This window comes from Synechococcus sp. RC10B2, assembly GCF_047502635.1.
The window spans coordinates 26,726-49,667 of sequence record NZ_JANSHO010000079.1; the positions used below are offsets into that span (position 1 = coordinate 26,726).

The following is a 22,942-nucleotide window of genomic DNA, read 5'->3' on the forward strand; positions in this document are numbered from 1 at the left end:
CGAGCAACTAAAGCTCCGCACGTCATGACCTTGATCAAGCTGCTGGCGGTAATCGTAATTGTCGGCATTCTCTCTGCTATTAGCATTCCCAATTTTCTTAACCACATTCGCCGTTCCAGAGTTGCAGAAGCCCAGACAGCTCTAGCAGCTATCGGCGGTGCTTCAGAAGTTTTCCGAATGGACTTCATGGTTTATCCTCCTGCCTACGCCGATATTGAATTTGGCGGGATCCACAGGGATCGCTATTTGCAAGATCCTTGGCAAGCCCCCAACTATCGTCTTCCTGAAGTTGTTCCTCCCACTGCTAGCTCAAGCGGCGTTCGTTGGATGACTGAGTCTCACACACATACAACTGTTAGTGGGGATCTCCTGCGCTGCGACCTTGGCTTAGGGGATCGCCAGCAAGAGGTTTTGGCCTCTGGCTACGACCTGCGCAGCTCTTGCAACCTCTATCGCTAGGAAGACAAGACTCGGGCAACTTGAGCTTGAGCTGCCGACTAGCTGTTCCATCGATTGGCCGGTTCTTAACCTGCTCGACAGGTGTTATCTTGAAAGCGCCTGTGAAAGGGGAAGCAGAGCTTTGGCCAGTAGCCTTCTGATCCGCAATGCCGAGCTGGTGGTACCGGAAGGGGATCCCTGGGTGGGAGATGTGCTGGTGCAGGAGGGGCGGATTGCCCAGATTGGCCAACATCTCTCCACAGAAGGGGTGGCTAGGGTCATCGATGCCAAGGGCCATACCCTGATGCCGGGGGTGATCGATCCCCAGGTTCACTTCCGCGAGCCAGGCCGGGAGCACAAAGAAGACCTGCAGACGGGATCCTGGGCTTGCGCTCGCGGCGGGGTAACTAGCTTTTTGGAGATGCCCAATACAGATCCGCCGACAATTGACCAGAGAACGCTGGAGGACAAATTGGCGCGGGCTGCCAGCAAGTGCGTCGTCAACTACGGCTTTTTCATTGGAGCCACTGCCGATAACTTAAAGGAGCTGCAACGGGCGCAAGGAGCCTGCGGCATCAAGATCTTCATGGGATCCATGCATGGCCCCCTATTGGTGGATGATCAGGCTGCCCTAGAGAGGATCTTTGCCGAAACGGATCCCAACCTGGTCATTGCTGTCCACGCTGAGGATCACGCGCGAATTCAGGCCCGCCGAGCTCTTTTTGCCGGACGCACGGACGTAGCCGTTCACTCGCAAATCCAGGACGAGGAAGCGGCGCTCATCGCCTCGCGGCGGGCTTTGGACCTGGCCACCCGCTATCGCCATCGCCTGCACATTTTGCACCTTTCCACCGGCTTGGAAGTGGAGCTGCTGCGCCGGCACAAGCCCGCCTGGGTCAGCGCCGAGGTCACCCCCCAACACCTGTTGCTCAGCACTGCCGACTACGCCCGCCTGGGATCCCTGGCCCAAATGAACCCGCCGCTGCGGGATCCGGCTACCCTCCCCCAGCTTTGGCAGGGGCTGCACGAGGGCATCCTGGATTGCATCGCCACCGACCATGCCCCCCACACCCTGGCCGAAAAAGCCCAGCCCTACCCCCACTCCCCCTCCGGCATGCCGGGGGTGGAGACGGCCCTGCCCCTGATGCTGACTGCCGCCCAGCAGGGCCGCTGTACCCTGCGCCAGGTGGTGCAGTGGATGTGCGAGGCGCCCGCCCGCCTCTACGGGATCCCCAACAAAGGACGGCTGCAGGTGGGCTACGACGCCGACCTGGTGCTGGTGGATCGCCACACGCCCAAGCCGGTGCGGCGGGAAGAGCTGCTCACCAAATGCGGCTGGAGCCCGTTTGAGGGCTGGGAGCTGGTGGGCTGGCCGCTGCTCACCATCGTGGGCGGGCAGATCGCCTTCCAAAATGGCCAGGTGGATCCCTCAGTGCGCGGCAGGGCCCTGACCTTTCGGCGCTAGGGGGATCCCCTTCGAGGTTGCACCTGTTCAAACCTTTCAAGATAGCGGTTGAACACTGGGCTGCTTTGGCTTCTCCCTACTTAAGCAAGAGGAGCAGAGCGCCGGATCCCATCTCAGTTTATACAAATAGCAGTGAAACGGTTCGTTACGTCGTTATTGCCACGCAACACTGTCGCGAACGCGCCGCTCTAACTCCCCTCTCCCTCTGGGAGAGGGGCTGGGGGTGAGGATAGTGACGAGGAACGCTTGGGGAGTGTCTTACGCCCTTTCAGTAAGCCGTGCTACTTTGAAGGCGATAATCGATGATAATCAAGTTGGAAAACACCTAAGGAGCGACTATGAAAGTTGCCTACGTCTTCATCACCCCCCGCGGCGGCACCTACAAGCTGGGCCAGATGATCCTGCCCCAGCTAGAAGCAGGGGTACACGGCGCGGAAGTGGTGGGCATGTTCTTTTTCGACGACAACTGCTTTGTCTTGCGGCAGGGGGATCCCATCGGCGAGCGCCTGGCCAAGATTGCCGAAGCGCAGAACATTTTGCTGATGATGTGCGACATGTGCGCCCTGGAGCGCAACCTGGCGGAAGGGGAACCCAAGTGGTGCGACTCAAAAGGCCAGGGGCGCAAGGAGCCGGGCCATTGTGTTCCCAAAAACGTGGTCAAAGGGGTGCAGGTGGGCTGCTTCCCCGACCTCTACGCGGCCTTGCAAGACAACCCACCTGACCAGGTGATCAGCCTCTAGCCAACTGGCCTAGCTGACGGCTACAGCAGCAGGCGGCTCTTGGCGGGGCTGAGAGCCGATCTTGCGGAAGATCAGCCGCTCGTTGGCCACCTCCACCAGGATGCGGTCGCCGGGCAGGAACTCGTTTTCCAGCAGCTTGGTGGCGAGGGGGTTTTCGATCTCCCGCTGGATTACCCGCTTCAGCGGGCGGGCGCCAAACACGGGGTCGTAGCCCAGCTCGGCCAGGTAGTCCTTGGCCTCTTCGGTGAGGACAATTTCAATTTGCTGATCCGCCAGCAACTGCTCCACCCGCCGCATCTGCAGGCTGACGATCTGGCGGATTTGCTCTTTGGTTAGAGCGTGGAAGATGATCAGTTCATCCACCCGGTTGAGGAACTCCGGCCGGAAGTGGTGCCGCAGCATGGCCAGCACCTGGCTTTTCATCTCCTCGTAGCGGCTCTCGTCGCCGCCAATTTCCAGGATGAGCTCGCTGCCAATGTTGCTGGTCATGATGATGATGGTGTTTTTGAAGTCCACCGTCCTGCCTTGGGAGTCGGTGATGCGGCCGTCGTCCAGCACCTGCAGCAGGATGTTGAAGACATCAGGGTGGGCTTTTTCCACCTCGTCAAAGAGCACCACCGAGTAGGGGCGCCGCCGCACCGCTTCCGAGAGCTGCCCGCCTTCTTCGTAGCCCACATAGCCCGGCGGAGCCCCAATCAAGCGGGAGACGGAGTGCTTCTCCATGTACTCCGACATGTCGATGCGCACCATGGCCTCGGAGGTGTCGAAGAGGAACTCCGCCAGGGCGCGGGCCAGCTCGGTCTTCCCGACGCCGGTGGGCCCCATGAACAGGAACGAGCCGATGGGCCGATTGGGATCCTTGAGGCCGGCCCGGGCCCGCCGGATGGCGGCTGCCACCGCCGCTACCGCCTCGTCCTGGCCCACCACCCGCTGGTGCAAGTGGGCTTCCAGGCGCAGCAGCTTCTGCTTTTCCGACTCCATCAGGCTGGTGACCGGGATCCCGGTCCAGCGGGAGACGATCTCGGCAATGTCTTCGGGCGTCACCTGCTCCCGCAACAAGGGCTCGCCGTTGGCCTGCAGCTTGGCCAGGTGGGCCTCCTGCTCTTGGATCTGGCGCTCCAGCTCCATGAGCTTGCCGTATTTGAGCTCGGCAGCGCGGTTGAGGTCATATTTTTGTTCTGCCTGTTCAATCTGCAGCTTGACGGCATCCCGCTCGGCCTTGAGGTTTTGCAGCCGCTCGATGGCCTCTTTTTCCATCTGCCAACGGGCGCTCAGCTCCCGCTGCCGCTCCATCAAGTTGGCCAGCTCCTGCTCAATTTTGCCCAGGCGCTCTTTGGAGGCGGGGTCGTCTTCTTTCTTGAGGGAGAGCTCCTCCATCTGCAGTTGCATGATGCGCCGGTCGATTTCATCCAATTCGACGGGCTTGGAGGTGATCTCCATCTTCAGCTTGGCCGCCGCTTCGTCCACCAGGTCGATGGCCTTGTCGGGCAGGAAGCGCTCGGAGATGTAGCGGTTGGAGAGGACTGCCGCTGCCACCAGGGCCGAGTCGCTGATTTTGACCCCGTGGTGCAGCTCGTAGCGCTCTTTGAGGCCGCGCAGGATGGAGATGGTGTCTTCCACGGAGGGCTGATCCACATACACCGGCTGGAAGCGGCGCTCCAGGGCGGCGTCTTTTTCGATGTGCTTGCGGTATTCATCCAGGGTGGTGGCGCCAATGCAGCGCAATTCGCCGCGGGCCAGCATGGGCTTGAGCAGGTTGCCGGCATCCATCGCCCCTTCGGCCGCCCCTGCCCCCACCACGGTGTGCAGCTCGTCGATGAAGAGGATGATCTGCCCTTCCGATTCGGTGACCTCCTTGAGCACGGCTTTGAGGCGGTCTTCAAACTCGCCGCGGTACTTGGCGCCGGCAATCAGGGATCCCATATCCAGGGCGATCACCCGCCGGTTTTTCAGCGACTCCGGCACGTCTCCCCGGTTGATGCGCTGGGCCAGGCCCTCGACGATGGCGGTTTTCCCCACACCCGGCTCGCCGATGAGGACGGGGTTGTTTTTGGTGCGGCGGGAGAGCACCTGAATGACGCGGCGGATCTCGTCGTCCCGCCCAATCACCGGATCCAGCTTCCCTTCGCGGGCGGCCTTGGTCAAGTCGCGGCCATAGCGCTCCAGGGCCTCGTAGCGGGACTCGGGATTTTTGTCGGTAACCCGCTGTTTGCCTCGCACCTGTTGGATAACGGGCTTGAGGCGCTCGACCGTCAAGCCCAGGGGTGCTAGAACGCGCTTGCCCACCCGCTCGTCGTCCAGGGATCCCAAAAGCAAGTGCTCTACCGAGATAAAATCATCGCCATACTCTTTGCGAAACTCCTCGGCTCGATCCAGCGTGGTCTCCAGGCCGCGGCCTAGGTAGAGCTGATCCACCCGCGCCAGCTTGGGCTGCTGGTTGATAAAGCTTTCCACTCTATCCCGCACCAGCCTCGGATCGAGGCCGGCCCGCTGCAAAATGGTCTGGGTGAGACCCCCCTCTTGATCCAGAAGGGAGATCAGCAAATGCTCGGTTTCCAACTGTTGCTGCTGGTGCCGCCGGGCTACATCTTGGGATTGGACAATGGCGCTCCAGGCTTTCTCGGTAAATTGGTTGGGATTGGTGGGCTGCATAGGGGTTTGGCAGGAGTTTTTTTACAGTGTATAGGAAGACAATGCAGGGGGCAGCCAAGGGGCTCTCAGCCCTTGCTGCCGACTTGGGGAAGCGCTGCTGGCATCCTACGATCCAGGTATCGCCTATTTTGCCAAAGCCGGAGTTCGCAACAACCGTCCCCTCCTACCGCGATTGATGGACGGATCCCCGCCTTATTCCTCTTCTTCGTAGGGCCGTCCCTCGCCGATCACCGCCAGGTCAATTTGTTGGCGGTAGTAGTCTACGTTTTTAATCTGCACCTCCACCCGATCCCCCAGGCGGAACTGGCGCCGGCTTTTGCGCCCTACCAGGGCCTGCTGGCGGCTGCGGTATTCGTACCAGTCGTTTTTCAGGGTGCTGACCCGCACCAAGCCTTCCGCCAAGATGGGATCCACCTGCACAAAAAAGCCGTAGTTCTGGACGCTGACGATCAGGCCGGGGAACGTCTCCCCCAGGTGTTTTTGCATGAACTCGCACCGCTTCAAGCCCATCAGCTCCCGCTCTGCCTGTTGATGGAGCTGATATCCCGCCTGGATTTTGGGCAGTTGCGCTTGGAGAAAGGCCTGCCACTCCTCATGCACTTTTGGCGGCAGCACCTGCCAATCAATTTGGTCGTAGCTGCCGGGGCCATGCAGATCCACCACGGTTTTGGAGCGCGGGCTGCGGCGATCCCGTCCTTTGCTCAAGGCTAGGTGCAGAGCCCGCAAATTCAGCAAATCGGCATAGCGGCGCAAAGGGGCAGTAAAAGAGGCGTAGGGCTCTTTGAGGCCAAGGCCAAAATGGCCGAGCGGCTCCTGCAGCGGCTGCAGGCAATACTCGACGGGGGGCAGAGTAGCCAACAACTGGGCCACCAAGGCTGGGCTAGTCCCTGCGGCCAAGACATCGGGGGCGGTGATGCGGGCACAGATCCGCTGCCAATCGGCTAACGTCACAGCTTCTGGATCCTGCAAGTTCAGATCCAGCTTCATGGCGTTGGCCAGACGCAAAAAGTTCTGCAGGGCCTCAGCGGTGGGGGGCTTCTGCACGCGGGCCAACGAAGGGATCCCCAATTGGCGCAAATGGTGGCCCAAGGTTTGGTTGGCCAGCAGCAGAATTTCGGTCATCAGGGCGTGGGCGCCGAGGCGATCGCTGACCAGCAGGGGCCCATAGCCGCTTTCATCGGCAGAGTAGGGGGTGAGCAAATCCAACAGGGGCAGATCGAACCCGCCTGCCTGGTGGCGCTTGACTCGCAGGACTTGGCTGAGACGGAGCAGGTTTTGCAGCAGGGCCATCAACTCCGGCACCTCCTCATCGGGGCCCAGATCCGCGGCGGTGGCCAAGAGAGCCTGCACCTGGCCGTAGGAGAGGTGGGCCCGCGACTGCACCAGGCTGGGGTGGATCTCGAAGTTGCGCACCACCCCTTCGGGGTCAATGGTCAGCAGCAGCGAGTAGGCCAGACGCTCCTGCTGCGGCAACAGAGCCAGGCGGCTGTGCACTTCCGGCGGGAAAAGGGGCAGCACCACGCTATCCAGGTAAACCGTGGCGGTGCGCCGCTGCGCCTCCCGCTCCAGGGGGTGATCCGGATCCAGCCAGTGGGCTACATCGGCAATGTGCACCCCCAGCAGCCAGTGGCCCTCTTCTTGCCGCTGCAGGGAGACGGCCACGTTGGGCTCGAGGCCGTGGGGGTGCTGCAAGTCCAGCGGCTCCAGCGTGACGCAAAACCAGTCCCGCAGATCGCGACGGTTCTTTTGGTCGGAGCGGCTCAGCTTTTTGGGCAGAGTTGCCGCAGCCTCCAGCACCGCCGGGGGAAACTCCTGGGGCAGGTCGTACTTGCAGCAGACCAGATCCGCATCGATGGACGCCTCCGGGCCATTGCCCAAGATCTTGCGAATCGTGCCCACGGGGGGCAAGTTGCCCAGCGGGTAGCGCTCCACTTCCACATAGGCCACCCGACCTTCCGCCAGCTCGGCAGGGGATCCCTCGGTCAAGGCCAGCTCGAACAGCAGCCGGTCATCCAGAGGCACCACCCGGAAACCCTCTTCCGTCTGTTTGAGGCGGCCCACGAGAGTGGGATTGGCCCGTTCCACAACAGCTACCACCTCTCCCTCTGGGCTGCGGCGGCGATTGCCTTCTTTGGTAATCCGGGCTATCACTTGGTCGCCGTTCCAAGCGCCGCTAAGGTTGCTGCCGTGGATATACACATCCTCTGCCCCCGGTTCATCCCGCACGGCAAAGCAAAAGCCCTTGCTGGAACAGCGCAAACGCCCCACCACCAAGGATTCATCCGGCTTACGCCGATAGCGGGGCGGATCCCCTGTCCGTTCGAGAAACCCCGCCCGTACCAGACCATCGAGGGCAATCTCGAGCATTTCCGGCGCTTCTGGGTCTGAGGCTGGCAGGAGGGCAAGCAGCGCGTCTTTATCGGTCCATTGCTCGGCAGGTTGAGAGAAAAAGTGATGAAAAATCCGAGAGAAATCCATTGCGGGTATCCAGGGGGAATGAGAGCCGCGATTAAGGGACAGGCGCAGCCACTTGGATTAGTCGCGGTGGCCGGTGACGATAAAGGCTACTCGCTGACCGATGTTGGTGCAGTGGTCGGCCAGACGCTCTAGGTAGCGGATCGCCAGCAACATCAACAGGATAGGCTCGATCGATCCCTTGATGTCAGACTGCTGCGCCAACGTATTGTAAAGGTTGGTGTAGTCTTCATCAACGGCGTCGTCTTCCCCCTTCAGTTGTCGGCCCAGCTCGGCATCCAACTCCGTCAGGGCGGCCAGGCTGTGGCTGAGCATTTTCTGGCAGCGCTGCATCATCAGGCGAATGCGGCTCAGCTCCGGGGGCGGCGGGTACATGACCAAGCGCAGGGCCACTTCGGCCAAATCTTTGGCGTAGTCGCCAATCCGCTCCAGATCGCGTACCAGTTGCATCAGGGTACTGATCCAGCGCAGATCCCGCGCCACCGGGGAGCGCAAGGCAATCAAATTAATACAGTCTTTCTCGATTTGACGATAAAAACGGTCAATTTGCTTGTCTTGGGCGATCACCTGTTCGGCGGCGGCCAAGTTCTGTTCAAACAGGGCCTGCTGGGCCAAGACCACCGACTTTTCCACCAGCGCCCCCATGCGCAGCACGTCCTGCTGTACCCGTTTGATGTGAAGTTGCAGCTCAGCTTGCCCCATGGCTTTCTCCCATGGATGTGGGCAGGGGGGAAATGTCTGCAGTCGTTTTGGATTCAACAGAGCCAGCTGATCTCAATCATGGCAAACTTCGCCTGGAATAGGGGCAGGGAAGATGGCCAACTTGGGGGAAGATGAAAATAGCGGTTGCCCTTTGAGGGGAATTCGTCTGTCTGGAGTTCTCGGGTTGCTTTGTCTATTGAGACGGTCTCATGGCTCTCCCCCCTATCGTTGTGTTGGACGATGATCCCACCGGATCCCAAACCGTTCACAGTTGCTTGCTCCTCACGCGCTGGGATCCGCAAACACTCAAGCTAGGGCTGCAGGATAGCTCGCCGATTCGCTTTATCCTCACCAACACCCGATCCCTGCCAGCGGCGGAGGCTGCCGAGGTGACGCGGTCGGTCTGCCGGGCCCTGAAGCAGGCCATGGGAGAGCTGGGGTGGGAGCGGGCCCTTTTTATCAGCCGCTCCGACTCGACGCTGCGCGGGCACTATCCCTTGGAGACGGATGTGATGGCGGCGGAGCTGGGGCCTTTTGATGCCCACTTTCTGGTGCCGGCCTTTTTTGAAGGAGGACGCATCACCCGCAACAGTGTCCATTATCTACGGGTGGAGGGCCGCTGGGTGCCAGTCCATGAGACGGAGTTTGCCCGCGATGCGGTGTTTGGCTACCACCACAGCTATTTGCCCGAGTATGTGCAGGAAAAGACCCAGGGGCGGATCCGGGCCGAGCAGGTGGTGCGACTGACCCTGGAGCAGATTCGCGCTGGCTGTCTGGAGCAGCTTTTAAGCCTAGGGGGGAATGTCTGCTGTGTGGTGGATGGAGAAACCCAGGCAGATCTGGATCGTTTTGCCCAGGATGTCTGGGCGGCCATAGAGCAGGGGAAGCGCTTTTTGTTTCGCAGCGCCGCCAGCCTCTTGACGGCTTTGGCCCAGTTGCCGCCGCAGCCAGTTCCGCCAGAAGAGATGGGGCAGTTTGTCCGCTCTGACCGGCCAGGGGTGGTGATCGTGGGATCCCATGTCCAAAAGACCAGCCAGCAGTTGGCCCGCCTGCTCCAGGAGCCAGGGATCCAGGGCATCGAGGTGGAGGTAAGGCGGCTCTTGGAGGCGGGGAAGGAAGCCGAGCTGCTGCCGGCAATCCTGGAGCAAGTCCACCGCGCCTACGGGCAGGGCCTGACGCCGGTGGTCTACACCAGCCGGGAAGAAGTGGGGTTTGACGGCGCCAACCCGGAGGCACGCCTGGCCTTTGGGCAGAGAGTTTCCCGCCTGTTGATGGCCATTGTGCAGGGGCTGCCGGAAGGGATCGGCTATCTCATCAGCAAGGGCGGCATTACCTCCAACAACATCCTCAGCGTTGGCCTCAACCTGCCAGCGGTGCGGCTGCTGGGGCAGATCTACCCAGGGATCTCCATGGTGCTCACGCCAGCAGACCATCCCCGCTTTCCCAACTTGCCGGTAGTGCTGTTTCCGGGCAACGTGGGCGAGGCGGATACGCTGGTTTTGATCTACCGTCGCCTCCGCAGCCGCGGCTTGGTCTAGCCTAGTCCTTCCCGCCATGGCTGAACTCGTCTCCCCACCTGAAACTCTGCCTGCCTTGGAGGCCTGGTGGGGATCCCTGCGGCAGAAACCAACGGTGCTGCCCCCGGCGGTGGTTCACTGCTGTTCTGAGAGCCTGGGCAGCCCCGATGCCGATGTGGTGATTGCCGGCGGCACCCTGGGGCTTCTCTTGGGAGCGGCCTTGGCCAAGCGGGGCTGGCGGGTGATCCTAATTGAGCGCGGCATCCTGCGGGGGCGGGAGCAGGAGTGGAACACCTCCCGGCGGGAGCTACAAGTGCTGTTGGAGCTGGAGCTGCTCACCCCGACCGAATGGGAGGCGGTGCAGGTGACCCACTACCCCCGAGGGCGCATTGGCTTTGGGGAGGGCCCTACCTGGTGGGTGGAAGGGGTGCTCAATGTAGGCGTGGATCCAGTCAGCTTGCTGGAGTTCCTCAAGCAGCACTTCCTAGACTGGGGAGGGCAGTTGCAGGAGCAAACTGGCTTTCTTGGCGCCACAATCCACCCCGACGGGATCCGCATCCAGACCACCACCGGCCAGCTCAGCGCCCAGCTCCTGGTGGATGCCATGGGGCACCGCTCCCCCATCGTGGCCCAGGCCCGCCAAGGGCAGCCGCCGGACAGCGTCTGTCTGGTGGTGGGATCCTGTGCCCAGGGGCTGCCGGAGCAACCCACGGGGGATCTGTTCTACAGCTTTACCCCAGCCCAGAACGGCTACCAGCCCTTCTGGGAGGCCTTCCCCGCCCGCGATGGGCGCACCACCTATCTGTTTACCTACTGCGACCGGGATCCCCGCCGACCGAGTCTAGAGAGGCTCTGGGAAGACTACTGCCGGCTGCTCCCTGCCTACCAGGGGGTTGAGCTGGAGCAAATCCGCTGGGTGCGCAAGCTGGGTGGCGTTTTCCCCGCCTACCGGCGCAGCCCGCTGCAACTGCCCTGGGATCGCCTCTTGGCAGTGGGAGACAGCAGCGGCAGCCAGTCGCCCTTGAGCTTTGGCGGCTTTGGGGCGATGTTGCGCCACCTGGATCGCCTGCAACAGGGGATCCACGAGGCCCTGGCGCAGCGGCAGCTCGACCGGGCGGCCCTGGCCCTGCTGCAGCCCTACCAGCCCAATTTGGCGGTGACCTGGCTGTTTCAGAAGGCGATGATCCCCCCTTTGGCGGAGAAAAACTGGGATCCCAACAGCATTAACCGCTTGTTGAGCAGAGTGTTTGAGGCCATGATGGCCGCCGGCCCCCAGGTGGTGCAGCCCTTTTTGCAGGATGTGGTGCAGTTGGGCGGCTTGGCCCAAGCGCTGTGGGGCGTGATGAGGCGGGATCCCTGGCTGGTAGTCGAGCTTTTGCCCCGGCTGGGCTTGCCGGAGCTGGTGGAATGGGCGGGCCACTTCGGCGCCCTCGGCCTCTACGAGCTTTTGCAAAGGCTAGCTGACCGCCCAGAAGCAACCCCGCAAGACTACTTTTGGAAGCGGCGGCGCGAGGCCTGGCGCTACGGCTGCGGCCGGGATCACCTCTCCTAGGTGTTCTGGCCGTACACCACCACCCCATAGGGCGGTATCTCAACGGGCTCCCCTTGGTTTTTTGCCGGCAGGGAGGATCCCTGGTCGCCGCTATCTAGAAGCTTCTGCCAACTGCCGCCGGGCCATTGGGCGTAGGTGACCACCTGGTCGGGGCTGAAGTTCAACAGGGCCAGGACAGCTTGGGATCCCTGGTGGCGGTGCAGGGCCAGGCCAGTTTGGGCAAACAGCTCCACCTCCACCGAGTTCCGCTCCAGGTTTTGCAGCGGCGCCAGGGTCTTGCGCAAGTGAATGAGGGTTTGGTACCACCGCCGCAAGACCTGGTGATGGCCGGCGTGGCCCAGTTCCCAGTTGAGCTTCGAGCGCAAGAAAGTCTCTTCCGCTTGGGGATCCGGCACCTCCCCTTGCCAGGCAAAGGCGCTGAACTCGCGGCGGCGTCCTTGGCGCACCGCTTCCACCAGGTCGGGATCCCCGTGGCTGACAAAATACAGAAACGGCGCCACCTCCCCGTATTCTTCCCCCATAAACAGCAGCGGCAGCATGGGGGCCAGCAGCAAAGCAGCGGCAGCCAACTTGAGACCTTCAAAAGAAGTGAGCTGGCTGAGGCGCTCTCCCAGCCTGCGGTTGCCCACCTGGTCGTGGTTTTGGATGCAGATTACAAACTGGGATCCCGGCCTGCCGATGGCGGAATTGCCGTGGCGCCTGCCGCGGTAGGGGGAGTACTGGCCGGAATAGACGTAGCTTTCGCGGTAGGCCTTGGCTAGGTGCTCCAATTGGCCAAAGTCTTGGTAGTAGCCTGTCTTTTCCCCGGTCAGCAGGGTGTGAACCGAGTGATGGAAGTCGTCGCACCACTGGGCATCTAGCCCGTAGCCCCCCTGCTCGCGGGGGGTGATGAGGCGGACATCGTTGAGGTCGCTTTCCGCTACCAGAACCCTAGGCCAGCCGCTGCGCGCTTCTAGGGCATCTACCCGCTCCGCCAATTCTTGCAAAAAAGGGTGGGCGCTGAAGTCGTAGATGGCGTGCACCGCGTCCAGCCGCAGGCCGTCCAGGTGAAACTCCTCTAGCCAGTACTCGGCATTTTGCAGGAAAAACTCCCGCACGCCGTCGGAGGAGCGGTCGTCGAAGTTGAGGGCCTCTCCCCAAGGAGTGCGGTACTTGTCGGTGAAGTAGGGGCCAAAGTCCCGCAGGTAGTTCCCCTCCGGCCCCAGGTGGTTGTAGACCACATCCAAAACAACCGCCAGGCCCTGCTGATGGCAGGCGTTGACCAGTGCTTTCAGGCCCGCTGCTCCCCCATAGCTGGCCTGCACGGCATAGGGATAGACGCCGTCATAGCCCCAGTTGCGCTCCCCCGGAAACTGGGCCACCGGCATCAGCTCCAGCACGTTGACCCCCAGCTCCACCAGGTGCGGCAGGCGAGGGATCAGGGCGGCAAAGGTGCCCTCTGGGGTAAAGGTGCCTACATGGAGCTCGTAGAGGATCCACTGGGAGAGCGGGATCCCCCGCCAGCCCTGATCCTGCCAGTCGAAGTGGGGATCCACCACCCGCGATGGGCCGTGGACGCCGTAGGGCTGGCAGCGGGAAGCGGGATCTGGCCGCTCCACCACCCCCGCTGCGGTGTGCAGACGGTAGAGGTAGTCCACCGGCCCCGGCGGGATCCCCTCCACCTCCGCCTGCCAATAGCCCTGCTCCTCCTGCTTGAGAGGGATAACCTGTTGGACAGGGCTGATTATCTTCAGCTCCACTTGTTCGACTAAGGGCGCCCATACCGAGAAGCGATAGCGGCCCTGCCCCAAGGGATAGGCGCCCATCCGTCCGAGCGGAGGAGAAGTCTGAAGCACGAAACCTGTCTGCACAACTTGGCTTCTACTATAGCGCCTTGCTCCCCTACACAAAAGGATAGCTTGGTAGCCCCGTACTTTAGTACGGGGCGGAAAAGCCCTTGAGCAACTTTAGTTGCTTCTTTTAGCTAGTACAGAGCTTCTCCAGGAAAACGACCTACTGCGGTGCAAAACCCGCGCGGCAATAACTAACCTGGAGGAACTTAAGTCCGAAGTAAGCAGAACTTTGAGGTTATGCCTCAAAGAACTGTCTAGGGGCGTGTTGAAAGCGCCTTCGCGAGTCCATTTTGAGCTGCGTAAGAATCCCCTGGGTGGGAGTGTCAAAGAACCTAAACTCTCCTGCTTCCCCTGCTGAGAAGGAGCCAGCCAGGCAAGAGGGCACCTGGCTCAAAAGAACCCTAGGGGAAGTTGCACCTGCAAACCCCCTCGGCGGATTCCCTTCTGGATGCAGGCGTGCTCAGCGCTATTCGGCGCTCCGCCCCCTTTCCTCCCTTGCCGAAGAGGTTTGCCGGCGAGAAACTGGTGCTGGAAGTTAAGGTGTTGAGCGGATCCCTGAAGGCTAGCCTCGTTGGGGATCCGAAAAACTAAGCCGAACCCTGGTTTGGCTACCTTGTATAGCCACAAGCCAAGTTCAGACTACTGAGAATTGCCTAGGCCATGGACTTACGGCGGTTGCGCCGCATGGCTACCGCTTTGCGCTTGCGCTTTTCCAGGTTGGTTTCAAAGTGGCGATGGTTGCGCAGATCCCGCAGAATGCCCGCCTTGGAGACCTGGCGCTTGAAGCGGCGCAGCGCCGATTCGATCCCTTCGTTTTCGCCAATCGTCACTTGAGTCATAAAGAAGCTATCTCCTCCGTCGATGAGTAGAACGAAAGCACAATCGGGATCCCTATCCTAAACCATCTCCGCCCTGCTGCTGACGGTTACAGGGCGCGGCTGCCAAAGTTGAGGCCCGAAACCGCCTCACCCTCTCTCAAATTCACGACAAACGAGGCCGTTGTTCCGGTGGAAGGCGGCGGAGAAGGCGTTGGCGCTGGGCTGGGGGCGCTGCCGATTACGGATTGTACAAAACCCACAAAGCTGGACACTCGCGTGTACACCCCGTAGAAATTGGGCTGGGCGCAACCTTGGCCAAAACTGGTGATCCCGGCTAGGGCAAAGCCACTGCTGGTAGGAACAACCAAGGGCCCACCGCTATCACCCTTGCAAGTATCCACACCCCCTTGAGGAAAGCCAGCGCAGAGCATGGTTTCCAAAATGGCGCCGTTGTAAGACTGGGGAGCATTGCACACCTCGTTGCTGACGAGGGGAACTTCGGCCTGCTGTAGAGCCCTGGGAAAGCCGCTGGGCTCCTCCTCGAGAGTGCGGGGGAAGGTGGCTCCCCAGCCGAGGATGGTGGCGAGAGTACCAGGGGCAGTCAGATTGGTTTGGTCGGGTTGCACTAGCGGCAGGATAGGCAGCGCCGCCGGCTGAGAGAGGCGCACCAGGGCAATGTCATTCCCCCCCTCTGGCCCTCGTTGGGGGTCGTAGTTGGGGTGGATAACAATTTGCGCAGCCCGAATTCGCTGGCCGGCACCGATTTGCAAGACGGTGGTACCCAACAGCAGATCCAGACTTTGGACATCCACGTCCGGCTCGCCTTGGTCGTCGAAAAAGCAGTGGGCGGCGGTAAGCACCCACTCCGGGGCAATCAGGGATCCCCCGCAAGACAGCGCCTGAAAAGGATCCGGTTCAGTCGCGTCTAGCAAGGCCACCATCCAGGGAAAGGCTCCCGGCTGAGCCGGCCTACCACCGACAATCCGCCCCGCTCCTGGGCGCGGCGTGGTGAACACTCGCCCTGGAGGCAAGATGGCAGTAACCCGGTAGGTGCCGGGGGACAAGTTGGAGAAACGAAAGTTGCCGTTGGCATCGCTGACAGTGCTGGGTTCCCCTGGATCGAGGCGTCCATTGCTGTTCAAGTCCAGAAAGGTGGTGATGCCCGGCAGCCCCGGCTCCCCCGGATCCCGTAGGCCATTGCCGTTGAGGTCGTCAAAATGGGATCCCTCGATGCGTCCTGCAGGAGGGGCCGGGAGCGGCGGCAGGGGGCGACCGGAATTCCCTCCGCCACAGGCGCTGAGGCCCAGAGCCAGCCACAGCCCCACCACAGGAGACCAGGAGCGAGACTTTGAGGGATGGGCCATGCTCAGCTTCTCCGGGACGAGGAAGGGAGGTAGCGTCCGAGGGCGAGGGGCTGGGAGAGAGCCCGCAGTTCCTCAGCCGGCTTTGCCGACCAAGGATATCGTACCAGCGAAGCCCCTCGCGTGCGGAGAGAGGAAAACGTGATGCGGCGCTCGGATCCCCTCAGTTGCCCAAAACCCCAGGCTCCGGCGCGCGGATGCACAGCTTGCCTCTTTCCGCCTCTGGAAGTGGGCTGTAAAACCAGGTTGGGAGGGTGTGTGGCAGATGAATATCGCGGTCTTGGGGTTCAAAGGAGGTGTGGGCAAAACCACCACGGCGGTCCATCTGGCCCTCTACCTTCAACAACGGTGCGCAGCCCAGGCAGGTACACCCCAGGTGTCGCTGCTGCTCGACGCCGATCCCAATCGCTCTGCTTCTCGCTGGGCAGAACGCGGCTCTCCCTTTCCTGTCTAAAGTGGTGGCCGGGGATCCCACCACGCCCACGCCCACGAGCTTTCAGCATACGCTGATCGACACCCCCGCCCGCCCCACCCCCGAACAGTTGAGCCTGGTGGCGGAGCGGTGTGAAGTATTGCTTTTGCCCTGTTCTCCAGATGCCCTGGCCCTGGATGCTCTGATGCTGACTGTTAACGCCCTGAACCGTTTGGGGGCAAAACACTGCAAAGTTTTGCTGACGCTGGTTCCCCCCTGGCCCAACCGGGATGGGGCCGAGGCCCGCAGCTTTCTCCAACAGGCCGGGATCCCGCTCTGCCACCATTCGATTCGCCGCACGGTGGCCTTTCAGCAGGCTGCCCTGGAGGGAGTCTGTGTCAACGAGATCCCGGATCCCAGAGCCAAGCAAGCCTGGTCAGACTACGTTGCGGTGGGAGAGGAAATCCTGTCATGAGCAAGTTTAAGCGCCTGCTCGACCGACAGCCAGAGGGGATCCCGGCTCGCCCTGCCCCCAAAAAACTGAGCGCCCAAGCCTACAAGATCCCTGAGCCGCCGGAAGCAGGCGCCAAGCCCAACAGCTCTGAGTACGTCAAGCTGACGGCCTACATTTCCAAAGAGACGCACCGAGCTGTGAAGCGCCTCCTGCTGGAATCGGATCAAGACCTCTCGGAGTTGATCGAGGCTCTGCTCGCCCAGTGGCTGCGCTCTCAATCGGCTAAGGCCTGGCCCTCGGAGGATCCCTTGTCATCGAGAGGGCTGGCCTCAGGTGGAGCAGACCAGCCCAGATAGGAATAAGATGAGGGCGGGAGGCAGGCCTACCCCTCTGCGAGGTGGAGCGCTAGGGCACAATGCGCCGTAAGGGCAGCGGTTTTTTTGCGCTCCTTCTCCTCAAGTTGATTAAATTGACTGGTGCAAAAGGGATCCCTTATGCAAGCCATCACTCTGCTCGGCTCCACCGGCTCCATTGGCACCCAAACTCTGGATTTGGTGGCCCAGTATCCAGAGCGTTTTCGGGTTGTCGGCTTGACCAGCTACAGCAATGTTACCCTCCTGGCAGAACAGGTGTGGCGGTTTCGGCCCCAGATTGTGGCCATCGGGCGGGAGGAGCTGCTGCCGGAGCTGCGATCCCTGCTGACCGGGATGCGGCCGCTGCCGGAGCTGGTGGCGGGAACGGAGGGGCTGTGTCAGGTGGCGGCCCACCCGGCGGCCCAGCGGGTGGTGACCGGGATCGTTGGCTGTGCCGGCCTCTTGCCCACCTTGGCCGCTATCCGCGCCGGCAAAGACATTGCCCTGGCCAACAAAGAAACCCTGGTGGCAGGCGGCCCGGTGGTGCTGCCCCTGGTACGAGAGTACGGCGTCAAGCTCATCCCGGTGGACTCGGAGCATTCGGCCATCTTTCAATGCCTACAGGGGGTGCCGCCGGGATCCCTGCGCAGGATCTTGTTGACGGCTTCCGGGGGAGCTTTTCGGGATTGGCCTGCCGAAAAACTAGATCAGGTCACCTTGGCCGACGCCCTCAAACACCCCAACTGGGTGATGGGGCGCAAGATCACCATCGACTCGGCTACCCTGATGAACAAGGGCCTGGAGGTGATCGAGGCCCACTGGCTGTTTGGTTTGGATTATGACCGGATCGAGGTCCTCATCCACCCCCAGAGCATTGTCCACTCCTTGATCGAGCTGGCAGATACTTCTGTTCTGGCCCAGTTGGGCTGGCCGGATATGCACCTGCCCATCCTCTATGGCCTCAGTTGGCCGGAGCGCTTAGCCACCCCTTGGGATCCCCTCGATTTGGTCAAGCTGGGATCCCTCACTTTTAAGGCTCCGGATCACCGCAAGTACCCTTGCCTACAACTGGCTTATGCTGCTGGACAGGCAGGAGGAACCCTGCCGGCAGTGTTGAATGCCGCCAACGAAGCGGCGGTGGCCCTCTTCCTACAGGAGCGCATCCGCTTTTTGGACATCCCTCGCCTTTTGGAGCAGGTGTGCGAGCGGCACCAGGTCATCCCTGCCCCCAGCCTGGAGGACATTCTGGAAGTGGATGCCTGGGCGCGGCAACAGGTGGAGCTGCTGGCGCAGCAGGCCCCGGCCCAAGTTCTGGCCTGATCCCTACCGGGGGGATCCGGCACAGCGCTAGAGTGGGAAAAGGCTTGAGGAGCACCTGAGTGGCGGGATCCCATCTCCGACAACTGGCCCATTATCTGCGCCCCTATCGCCGGCAGGTGGCGCTGGGCATTGGATCCCTGCTGGTGGTAAACGGCCTGGGGGTGTTCCTGCCCTGGTACGTCAAGCTGGCCATCGACGATCTCAGCCAGAACTTGGCCGCCCTGTCGCCGCAGCGCATTGCACTTTACGCCCTGACGGTGTTGATCGTCTCCAGCCTGATGATGGGCATTCGCATTGCCTCGCGGGTGTGGATGTTTGGCGTGGGGCGGCAGGTGGAGTTCCGCCTCAAGCAGGCCATCTTCGAGCATTTGCTGACGCTGCAGCCTTCCTACTTTGCCCAGCAGACGGTTGGGGATATCCTCACCCGCATCACCAGCGATGTGGAAAATGTCCGCCGCCTGTTGGGCTTTGCCCTGCTTAACTTGGCCAACACGATCTTTGCCTACGGCAGTACGCTGCCGGCCATGTTTGGCATTGAGCCGCGTCTGAGCGCCCTGGCCCTATCGGTGTTTCCGGTGATGCTGGTGCTGGTGAAGTTGAGCAGCTCCCGTCTGCAGCAGGAGCAGCTCCAGGTGCAGCAGGAGCTGGCGGATCTAAGCGATCTCATCCAGGAGGACATGAACGGCATTGCCCTGATCAAGGTGTATGCCCAGGAAGAGCACGAGCAGAGGGAGTTTCGCCGCCGCAACGAGCGGCTGCTGCAGGCCAATTTGCGCCTGGCCCTCACCCGCAACCTGCTTTTTCCTTCCCTGGTGGCCTTGGTCAGCCTGAGCCTGCTGCTGCTGCTGGCGGTGGGCGGACCCCAGATTGCCGCCGGGACGCTGACGATTGGGGATTTTTCTGCCCTCACCCTCTACGTGGAACGGCTGGTGTTTCCCACCACTCTGCTGGGCTTTACCATCACTGCCTACCAGCGGGGCCAGGTCAGCCTGGAGCGGATCGACGCCCTGCTGCGGGTAGAGCCCACCATCCGCGATGCTCCCCAGGCTCTACCCCTACCTCTGGAACAGGTGCAGGGGTGTATCGAGGCCAGGGGCCTGACTTTTGCCTATGCCGACACAGGATCCGCAACGCCGGCGCTGCAGGATCTGCACTTTTGCGTCGAGCCGGGCCAATTGGTGGCGGTGGTGGGGCCGATTGGGGCGGGCAAATCCACCCTGGCCAATGCCCTGCCCCGCCTGCTGGAGATCCAGCCGGGGCAACTGTTTTTGGATGGGCAGGACATCACCCAGCTCCAACTGGGATCCCTGCGGCGGGCCATTGCCTACGTGCCCCAGGAGAGCTTTCTGTTCAGCGCCAGTGTTCGGGATAACATCCGCTACGGCAAGCCGGATGCCGAAGACTGGGAAGTGGAATGGGCCGCCAAGGCCGCCCACATCCACGCCGAGATCCTCACCTTTCCCAAGGGCTACGACACGCTGGTGGGGGAGCGGGGCATCACCCTTTCTGGCGGCCAGCGGCAGCGGGTGGCCCTGGCGCGGGCTCTGCTGGTGGATGCGCCGATTTTGATCCTGGATGACTGTCTCTCCAGCGTGGACAACCAGACGGCCCAGGCCATTCTCCGCCACCTGCGCCAGGCCAGGGCCCAGAAAACGGCGATCTTCATTACCCATCGCCTCACGGCGGCGGTGGAGGCGGATCAGATCTGGGTCATGGACAAGGGCCGCATCGTGCAGCAGGGATCCCATGCCCAGTTGCTGGCAGATCCCCAGGGGCTCTACGCCCGTCTCTGGGCCAAGCAGAAGCTGGAAGAGGCCCTGGCCTAGGTTTTCTCGGGGAGAGATCTGGCGGATCTATGGCCAGGAAGCCGGCTGAGCGGATACCGTAGGCGGCAAAGCATTGGGGTGAGAGGTGACATGGAGACTGCCGGGATCGTTGGCGTTAGCGGTGCGGAGCCTTCTCTAGGCCAATTGCTCAACCAAGCCGGGATCCAACCCCAGGTGGTTCAGGGATCCCTAGAGGGCGTGCAGGTCAGGGGTCTGTGTGCCGATTCGCGCCAGGTGCAGGCTGGGGATCTCTTCTTGGGCATGCCGGGATCCCGCGTTGACGGCGGCGAGTTTGTCCGCGAGGCGCTCACCCGAGGAGCCGTGGCGGCCCTTATTGCCCAGGAGGCTTGGGAGAAAGTTAGCGGAGAGGCTGGAGGAGGCAGTCAGCCCATTCTGGTTTTGCCCCGCAGCGGCATCAACAGGGCCCTGGCCCAGGTGGCGGCGGCCTTCTACGGCTTTCCCGCCCGCCAGCTTACCCTGGTGGGAGTTACCGGCACCAACGGCAAGACCACCACCACCCATCTCATCGAGCATCTGCTGCAGGCCGCCGGTCGCCCCACTGCTTTGCTGGGCACCCTCTACAACCGCTGGCCTGGGCACTGTGAAGTAGCCCCCCACACCACCCTGTTTCCGCTGGAGCTGCAGCGCAGCCTGAGACAAGCCAAAGAAGCCGGGGCGGAGGTGGCGGTGATGGAGGTCAGCTCCCATGCCTTGGCCCAGGATCGGGCCTGGGGGTGTAGCTTTGCCGCTGCCGTCTGGACCAACCTCACCCAGGATCACCTGGATTTCCACGGCAGCATGGAAAACTACTGGCAGGCCAAGGCCACCCTCTTCCAGCCGGAGTACTTGCAGGGGCGGGCGGTGGTCAACGCCGACGACGAGGGGGGACGGCGGCTGCTTGAGACCATCCCAGCCTCTCTGGAGCCCTGGGCCTATTCCCTGCAGCCCCTGGAAGGGATCCCTGCCCTCTGGCCCGGCGACGTTCAAGTTCACCCCAACGGCCTGCAGGCCACCCTGCACACCCCTCTGGGCACCTTGGCCGTGGCAGCGCCCCTGGTGGGATCCTTCAACCTGGCCAACCTGCTGGCGGCGGTGGGGGTGGCGCTGCACCTGGGGATCCCCCTTGAGCTCATCCAGGCGGCCCTGCCCCATTTTCCCGGGGTGCCGGGGCGGATGGAGCGGGTAACCTTGCCGGGGCAGGACATCACGGTAATCGTGGACTATGCCCACACCCCCGATGGGCTGGAGAACTTGCTCAAGGCCCTGCGCCCGCAAGTGCAAGGCCGGCTGATCTGCGTCTTTGGCTGTGGCGGGGATCGGGATCGGGGCAAACGCCCACAGATGGGCCGCATTGCCGCCACCTGGGCAGATCAGGTGATCGTTACCTCCGACAACCCCCGCACCGAAGATCCCCAGCAGATCCTACGGGATATTTTGGCCGGGATCCCTGGATCCCCCAGGGCGGTGGAGGTGGATCGGCGGCAGGCCATTCGCCTGGCCATCCTCGCAGCCCAGCCAGGGGATACGGTGGTCATTGCCGGCAAAGGCCATGAGGACTACCAGATCCTGGGCACCGAGAAGATTCACTTCGACGACCGAGAAGAAGCCCGTGCCGCCCTCGCCCTACGCCTCTGCTCCCCTCTCCCTTTGGGAGAGGGGCTGGGGGTGAGGGAATCCCTCAGGGAGAGGGGCTGGGGGTGAGGGGCGGCTAACGCGAGCGGTTTTGCAGCATCAGCTCGACAAACTCCCGAAAGAGGTGGTCGGCATCGTGGGGGCCGGGGCTGGCTTCCGGGTGGTACTGCACCGAAAAGAGGGGCAACTGGCGGTGGCGGATCCCGGCCACGGTGCGGTCATTGAGGTTGAGGTAGCTGATCGCCACCCCATCCCCAGGGAGCGAAGCGGCCTCCACCGCAAAGCCGTGGTTTTGGCTGGTGATCTCCACTTCCTTCTCCAGCCCACAGGGGTGGTTGAGGCCGCGGTGGCCGAACTTGAGCTTGTAGGTGGATCCGCCCAGGGCCAGGCTGAGGATCTGGTGGCCTAGGCAGATGCCGAACATCGGCTTCCCGCTCTGCAGCAGCGCCTGGGTGGTGCGGATGGCCGTCGTCTCTGCCGCCGGATCCCCCGGCCCGTTGGAGAGGAGGATCCCGTCGGGGTTGTAACTCAAAATCTCCTCGGGGCTGGCGTGGGCCGGCAACACCATCACCCGGCAGCCGTAGCGGGCCAGGCGGCGCAAGATGTTGCGCTTGATGCCAAAATCCAGCGCCACCACCCGCAAGGGGGGATCCGGAATCGGGATCCCTTGGCTGCGGCCATAGTCCCAATCGGCAGGCGTAGGCTCCAGCCACTCGTAGGGTTGAGGAGTGGTAACCTCTGCCACCAAGCTCAACCCCTGCATGGAAGGAGCCTGGCGCACCCGCTCCAACAAAACCTGGGGATCCAAAGTCTCTGTGGAAAGGGCCCCGTTCATCACCCCCTGAGAGCGCAGCCGCCGTGCCAAAGCCCGCGTATCTACCCCAGCAATGCCCGGGATCCCATGCTGTTGCAGATAGTGGGGAAGGGTGGATGTAGCCCGCCAGGAGCTGGCCAAGCGCGATACATTGCGGGCAATCACCCCTGCTACTTGGGGCCGAGCCGATTCTTCGTCCAGCTCATTGACTCCGGTGTTTCCCAGCTCAGGGCAGGTAAAGGTCACAATCTGCCCCCGGTAGCTGGGATCGGTCATCACCTCCTGGTAGCCAGTCATGCCCGTGTTGAACACCACCTCGCCCACCGCCGTGCCCGGCGCCCCAAAAGACCAGCCGGCAAAGGAAGTGCCATCCGCCAGCACGAGCAGAGCCGGCTGCCGAGTTTGCCAGGGGAAGGCTTTTTGTGAAGCTTCAAGAGTTGGGGAAGAGGTCAGCATAGCCAATGACCTACGGCAGCTTAGGACAGGAGCCTGGCAACCTTTAAGCCACGGCCTGACCATCCTACCCGCTCCGAAAGACTTATGCAACGCTGAACAAAGCAGAACTTTGCCCAGCATCGC

19 protein-coding genes are annotated in these 22,942 nt (G+C 62.1%); 12 read left to right on the plus strand and 7 right to left on the minus strand.

The genetic code is table 11. The features are described from left to right. The first annotated feature begins 24 nt into the window (after positions 1-24). The 3 genes from NW855_RS12630 (at position 25) to NW855_RS12640 (ending at position 2,643) form a co-directional block, all read left to right on the plus strand. On the plus strand, positions 25-459 hold the full coding sequence (locus tag NW855_RS12630) for a type IV pilin protein (RefSeq protein ID WP_099812592.1): 435 nt from the start codon (positions 25-27) through the stop codon (positions 457-459). A gap of 121 nt (positions 460-580) precedes the next feature. Next, on the plus strand, positions 581-1,903 hold the full coding sequence (locus NW855_RS12635) for a dihydroorotase (RefSeq protein WP_414402475.1): 1,323 nt from the start codon (positions 581-583) through the stop codon (positions 1,901-1,903). A gap of 338 nt (positions 1,904-2,241) precedes the next feature. Beyond that, on the plus strand, positions 2,242-2,643 hold the full coding sequence (locus NW855_RS12640) for a SaoD/DsrE family protein (protein ID WP_011429096.1): 402 nt from the start codon (positions 2,242-2,244) through the stop codon (positions 2,641-2,643). A 9-nt stretch (positions 2,644-2,652) separates the two neighbouring features. Here NW855_RS12640 and clpB read toward each other — a convergent pair whose 3' ends face one another. The 3 genes from clpB to phoU form a co-directional block, all read right to left on the minus strand. After that, a complete protein-coding gene (gene clpB, locus NW855_RS12645; RefSeq protein ID WP_011429097.1) occupies positions 2,653-5,295 on the minus strand; it encodes an ATP-dependent chaperone ClpB in 2,643 nt (880 codons plus the stop codon). Positions 5,296-5,487: 192 nt separating this feature from the next. Continuing rightward, the gene (locus NW855_RS12650; RefSeq protein ID WP_099812589.1) at positions 5,488-7,773 is read right to left on the minus strand and encodes a ribonuclease R family protein; all 2,286 of its coding nucleotides are present in this window, start codon (positions 7,771-7,773) and stop codon (positions 5,488-5,490) included. A gap of 57 nt (positions 7,774-7,830) precedes the next feature. Further along, complete coding sequence (gene phoU, locus NW855_RS12655; RefSeq protein WP_414402474.1) at positions 7,831-8,472, minus strand: phosphate signaling complex protein PhoU; 642 nt, start codon at positions 8,470-8,472, stop codon at positions 7,831-7,833. Between the two features lie 209 nt (positions 8,473-8,681). Between phoU and NW855_RS12660 the strand changes: the two genes are divergently transcribed. Continuing rightward, on the plus strand, positions 8,682-10,010 hold the full coding sequence (locus NW855_RS12660; protein ID WP_414402473.1) for a four-carbon acid sugar kinase family protein: 1,329 nt from the start codon (positions 8,682-8,684) through the stop codon (positions 10,008-10,010). Between the two features lie 16 nt (positions 10,011-10,026). Next, complete coding sequence (locus tag NW855_RS12665) at positions 10,027-11,541, plus strand: FAD-binding oxidoreductase (RefSeq protein ID WP_414402472.1); 1,515 nt, start codon at positions 10,027-10,029, stop codon at positions 11,539-11,541. Here NW855_RS12665 and treZ read toward each other — a convergent pair. After that, positions 11,538-13,376, minus strand: a complete 1,839-nt coding sequence (gene treZ, locus NW855_RS12670) for a malto-oligosyltrehalose trehalohydrolase (protein WP_240527760.1) — start codon at positions 13,374-13,376, stop codon at positions 11,538-11,540. The two genes, NW855_RS12665 and treZ, sit on opposite strands and share 4 nt — an antisense overlap. Before the next feature lie 408 nt (positions 13,377-13,784). On the opposite strand from treZ, the gene NW855_RS12675 reads away from it, so the two are divergent. Further along, a complete protein-coding gene (locus tag NW855_RS12675; RefSeq protein ID WP_011429104.1) occupies positions 13,785-13,964 on the plus strand; it encodes a hypothetical protein in 180 nt (59 codons plus the stop codon). A gap of 62 nt (positions 13,965-14,026) precedes the next feature. Here NW855_RS12675 and rpsU read toward each other — a convergent pair whose 3' ends face one another. Together rpsU and NW855_RS12685 are read right to left on the minus strand one after the other, a co-directional pair. Further along, a complete protein-coding gene (rpsU, locus tag NW855_RS12680; RefSeq protein WP_011429105.1) occupies positions 14,027-14,212 on the minus strand; it encodes a 30S ribosomal protein S21 in 186 nt (61 codons plus the stop codon). Between the two features lie 86 nt (positions 14,213-14,298). Continuing rightward, positions 14,299-15,555, minus strand: coding sequence for a trypsin-like serine protease (locus NW855_RS12685; protein WP_414402471.1), 1,257 nt, complete (start codon positions 15,553-15,555; stop codon positions 14,299-14,301). Between the two features lie 262 nt (positions 15,556-15,817). Here NW855_RS12685 and NW855_RS12690 point away from each other — a divergent pair, with 262 nt between their 5' ends. From NW855_RS12690 to NW855_RS12715, 6 genes are all read left to right on the plus strand, one after another. Further along, positions 15,818-16,006 carry a ParA family protein gene (locus tag NW855_RS12690; RefSeq protein WP_168175280.1) on the plus strand — a complete coding sequence of 63 codons (189 nt, stop codon included), beginning with the start codon at positions 15,818-15,820 and terminating at the stop codon, positions 16,004-16,006. 4 nt (positions 16,007-16,010) lie between these two features. Beyond that, entirely contained in the window at positions 16,011-16,439 is a 429-nt protein-coding gene (locus tag NW855_RS12695) for a hypothetical protein (RefSeq protein WP_414508843.1), read from the plus strand. Further along, complete coding sequence (locus NW855_RS12700) at positions 16,436-16,774, plus strand: hypothetical protein (RefSeq protein ID WP_414401455.1); 339 nt, start codon at positions 16,436-16,438, stop codon at positions 16,772-16,774. The genes NW855_RS12695 and NW855_RS12700 overlap by 4 nt, the downstream gene beginning before the upstream one ends. Before the next feature lie 138 nt (positions 16,775-16,912). Beyond that, on the plus strand, positions 16,913-18,091 hold the full coding sequence (locus NW855_RS12705) for a 1-deoxy-D-xylulose-5-phosphate reductoisomerase (RefSeq protein WP_011429108.1): 1,179 nt from the start codon (positions 16,913-16,915) through the stop codon (positions 18,089-18,091). A 59-nt stretch (positions 18,092-18,150) separates the two neighbouring features. Next, positions 18,151-19,917, plus strand: a complete 1,767-nt coding sequence (locus NW855_RS12710) for an ABC transporter ATP-binding protein (RefSeq protein ID WP_414508844.1) — start codon at positions 18,151-18,153, stop codon at positions 19,915-19,917. Between the two features lie 90 nt (positions 19,918-20,007). Continuing rightward, complete coding sequence (locus tag NW855_RS12715) at positions 20,008-21,618, plus strand: UDP-N-acetylmuramoyl-L-alanyl-D-glutamate--2,6-diaminopimelate ligase (RefSeq protein WP_414508845.1); 1,611 nt, start codon at positions 20,008-20,010, stop codon at positions 21,616-21,618. Between the two features lie 7 nt (positions 21,619-21,625). Here the strand turns inward: NW855_RS12715 and carA are convergent, their stop codons facing one another. Beyond that, complete coding sequence (gene carA / locus NW855_RS12720; protein WP_414508846.1) at positions 21,626-22,819, minus strand: glutamine-hydrolyzing carbamoyl-phosphate synthase small subunit; 1,194 nt, start codon at positions 22,817-22,819, stop codon at positions 21,626-21,628. Between the last annotated feature and the right edge of the window lie 123 nt (positions 22,820-22,942).

Excerpts from the sequence above, each read along its gene's own strand:
- carA (WP_414508846.1), bottom strand. The coding sequence starts at position 22,819 with ATGCTGACCTCTTCCCCAACTCTTGAAGCTTCACAAAAAGCCTTCCCC.
- NW855_RS12690 (WP_168175280.1), top strand. The coding sequence starts at position 15,818 with ATGAATATCGCGGTCTTGGGGTTCAAAGGAGGTGTGGGCAAAACCACC.
- phoU (WP_414402474.1), bottom strand. The coding sequence starts at position 8,472 with ATGGGGCAAGCTGAGCTGCAACTTCACATCAAACGGGTACAGCAGGAC.
- NW855_RS12660 (WP_414402473.1), top strand. The coding sequence starts at position 8,682 with ATGGCTCTCCCCCCTATCGTTGTGTTGGACGATGATCCCACCGGATCC.
- NW855_RS12715 (WP_414508845.1), top strand. The coding sequence starts at position 20,008 with ATGGAGACTGCCGGGATCGTTGGCGTTAGCGGTGCGGAGCCTTCTCTA.
- clpB (WP_011429097.1), bottom strand. The coding sequence starts at position 5,295 with ATGCAGCCCACCAATCCCAACCAATTTACCGAGAAAGCCTGGAGCGCC.
- NW855_RS12700 (WP_414401455.1), top strand. The coding sequence starts at position 16,436 with ATGAGCAAGTTTAAGCGCCTGCTCGACCGACAGCCAGAGGGGATCCCG.
- NW855_RS12685 (WP_414402471.1), bottom strand. The coding sequence starts at position 15,555 with ATGGCCCATCCCTCAAAGTCTCGCTCCTGGTCTCCTGTGGTGGGGCTG.
- NW855_RS12705 (WP_011429108.1), top strand. The coding sequence starts at position 16,913 with ATGCAAGCCATCACTCTGCTCGGCTCCACCGGCTCCATTGGCACCCAA.
- NW855_RS12650 (WP_099812589.1), bottom strand. The coding sequence starts at position 7,773 with ATGGATTTCTCTCGGATTTTTCATCACTTTTTCTCTCAACCTGCCGAG.
- rpsU (WP_011429105.1), bottom strand. The coding sequence starts at position 14,212 with ATGACTCAAGTGACGATTGGCGAAAACGAAGGGATCGAATCGGCGCTG.
- NW855_RS12665 (WP_414402472.1), top strand. The coding sequence starts at position 10,027 with ATGGCTGAACTCGTCTCCCCACCTGAAACTCTGCCTGCCTTGGAGGCC.
- NW855_RS12630 (WP_099812592.1), top strand. The coding sequence starts at position 25 with ATGACCTTGATCAAGCTGCTGGCGGTAATCGTAATTGTCGGCATTCTC.
- NW855_RS12640 (WP_011429096.1), top strand. The coding sequence starts at position 2,242 with ATGAAAGTTGCCTACGTCTTCATCACCCCCCGCGGCGGCACCTACAAG.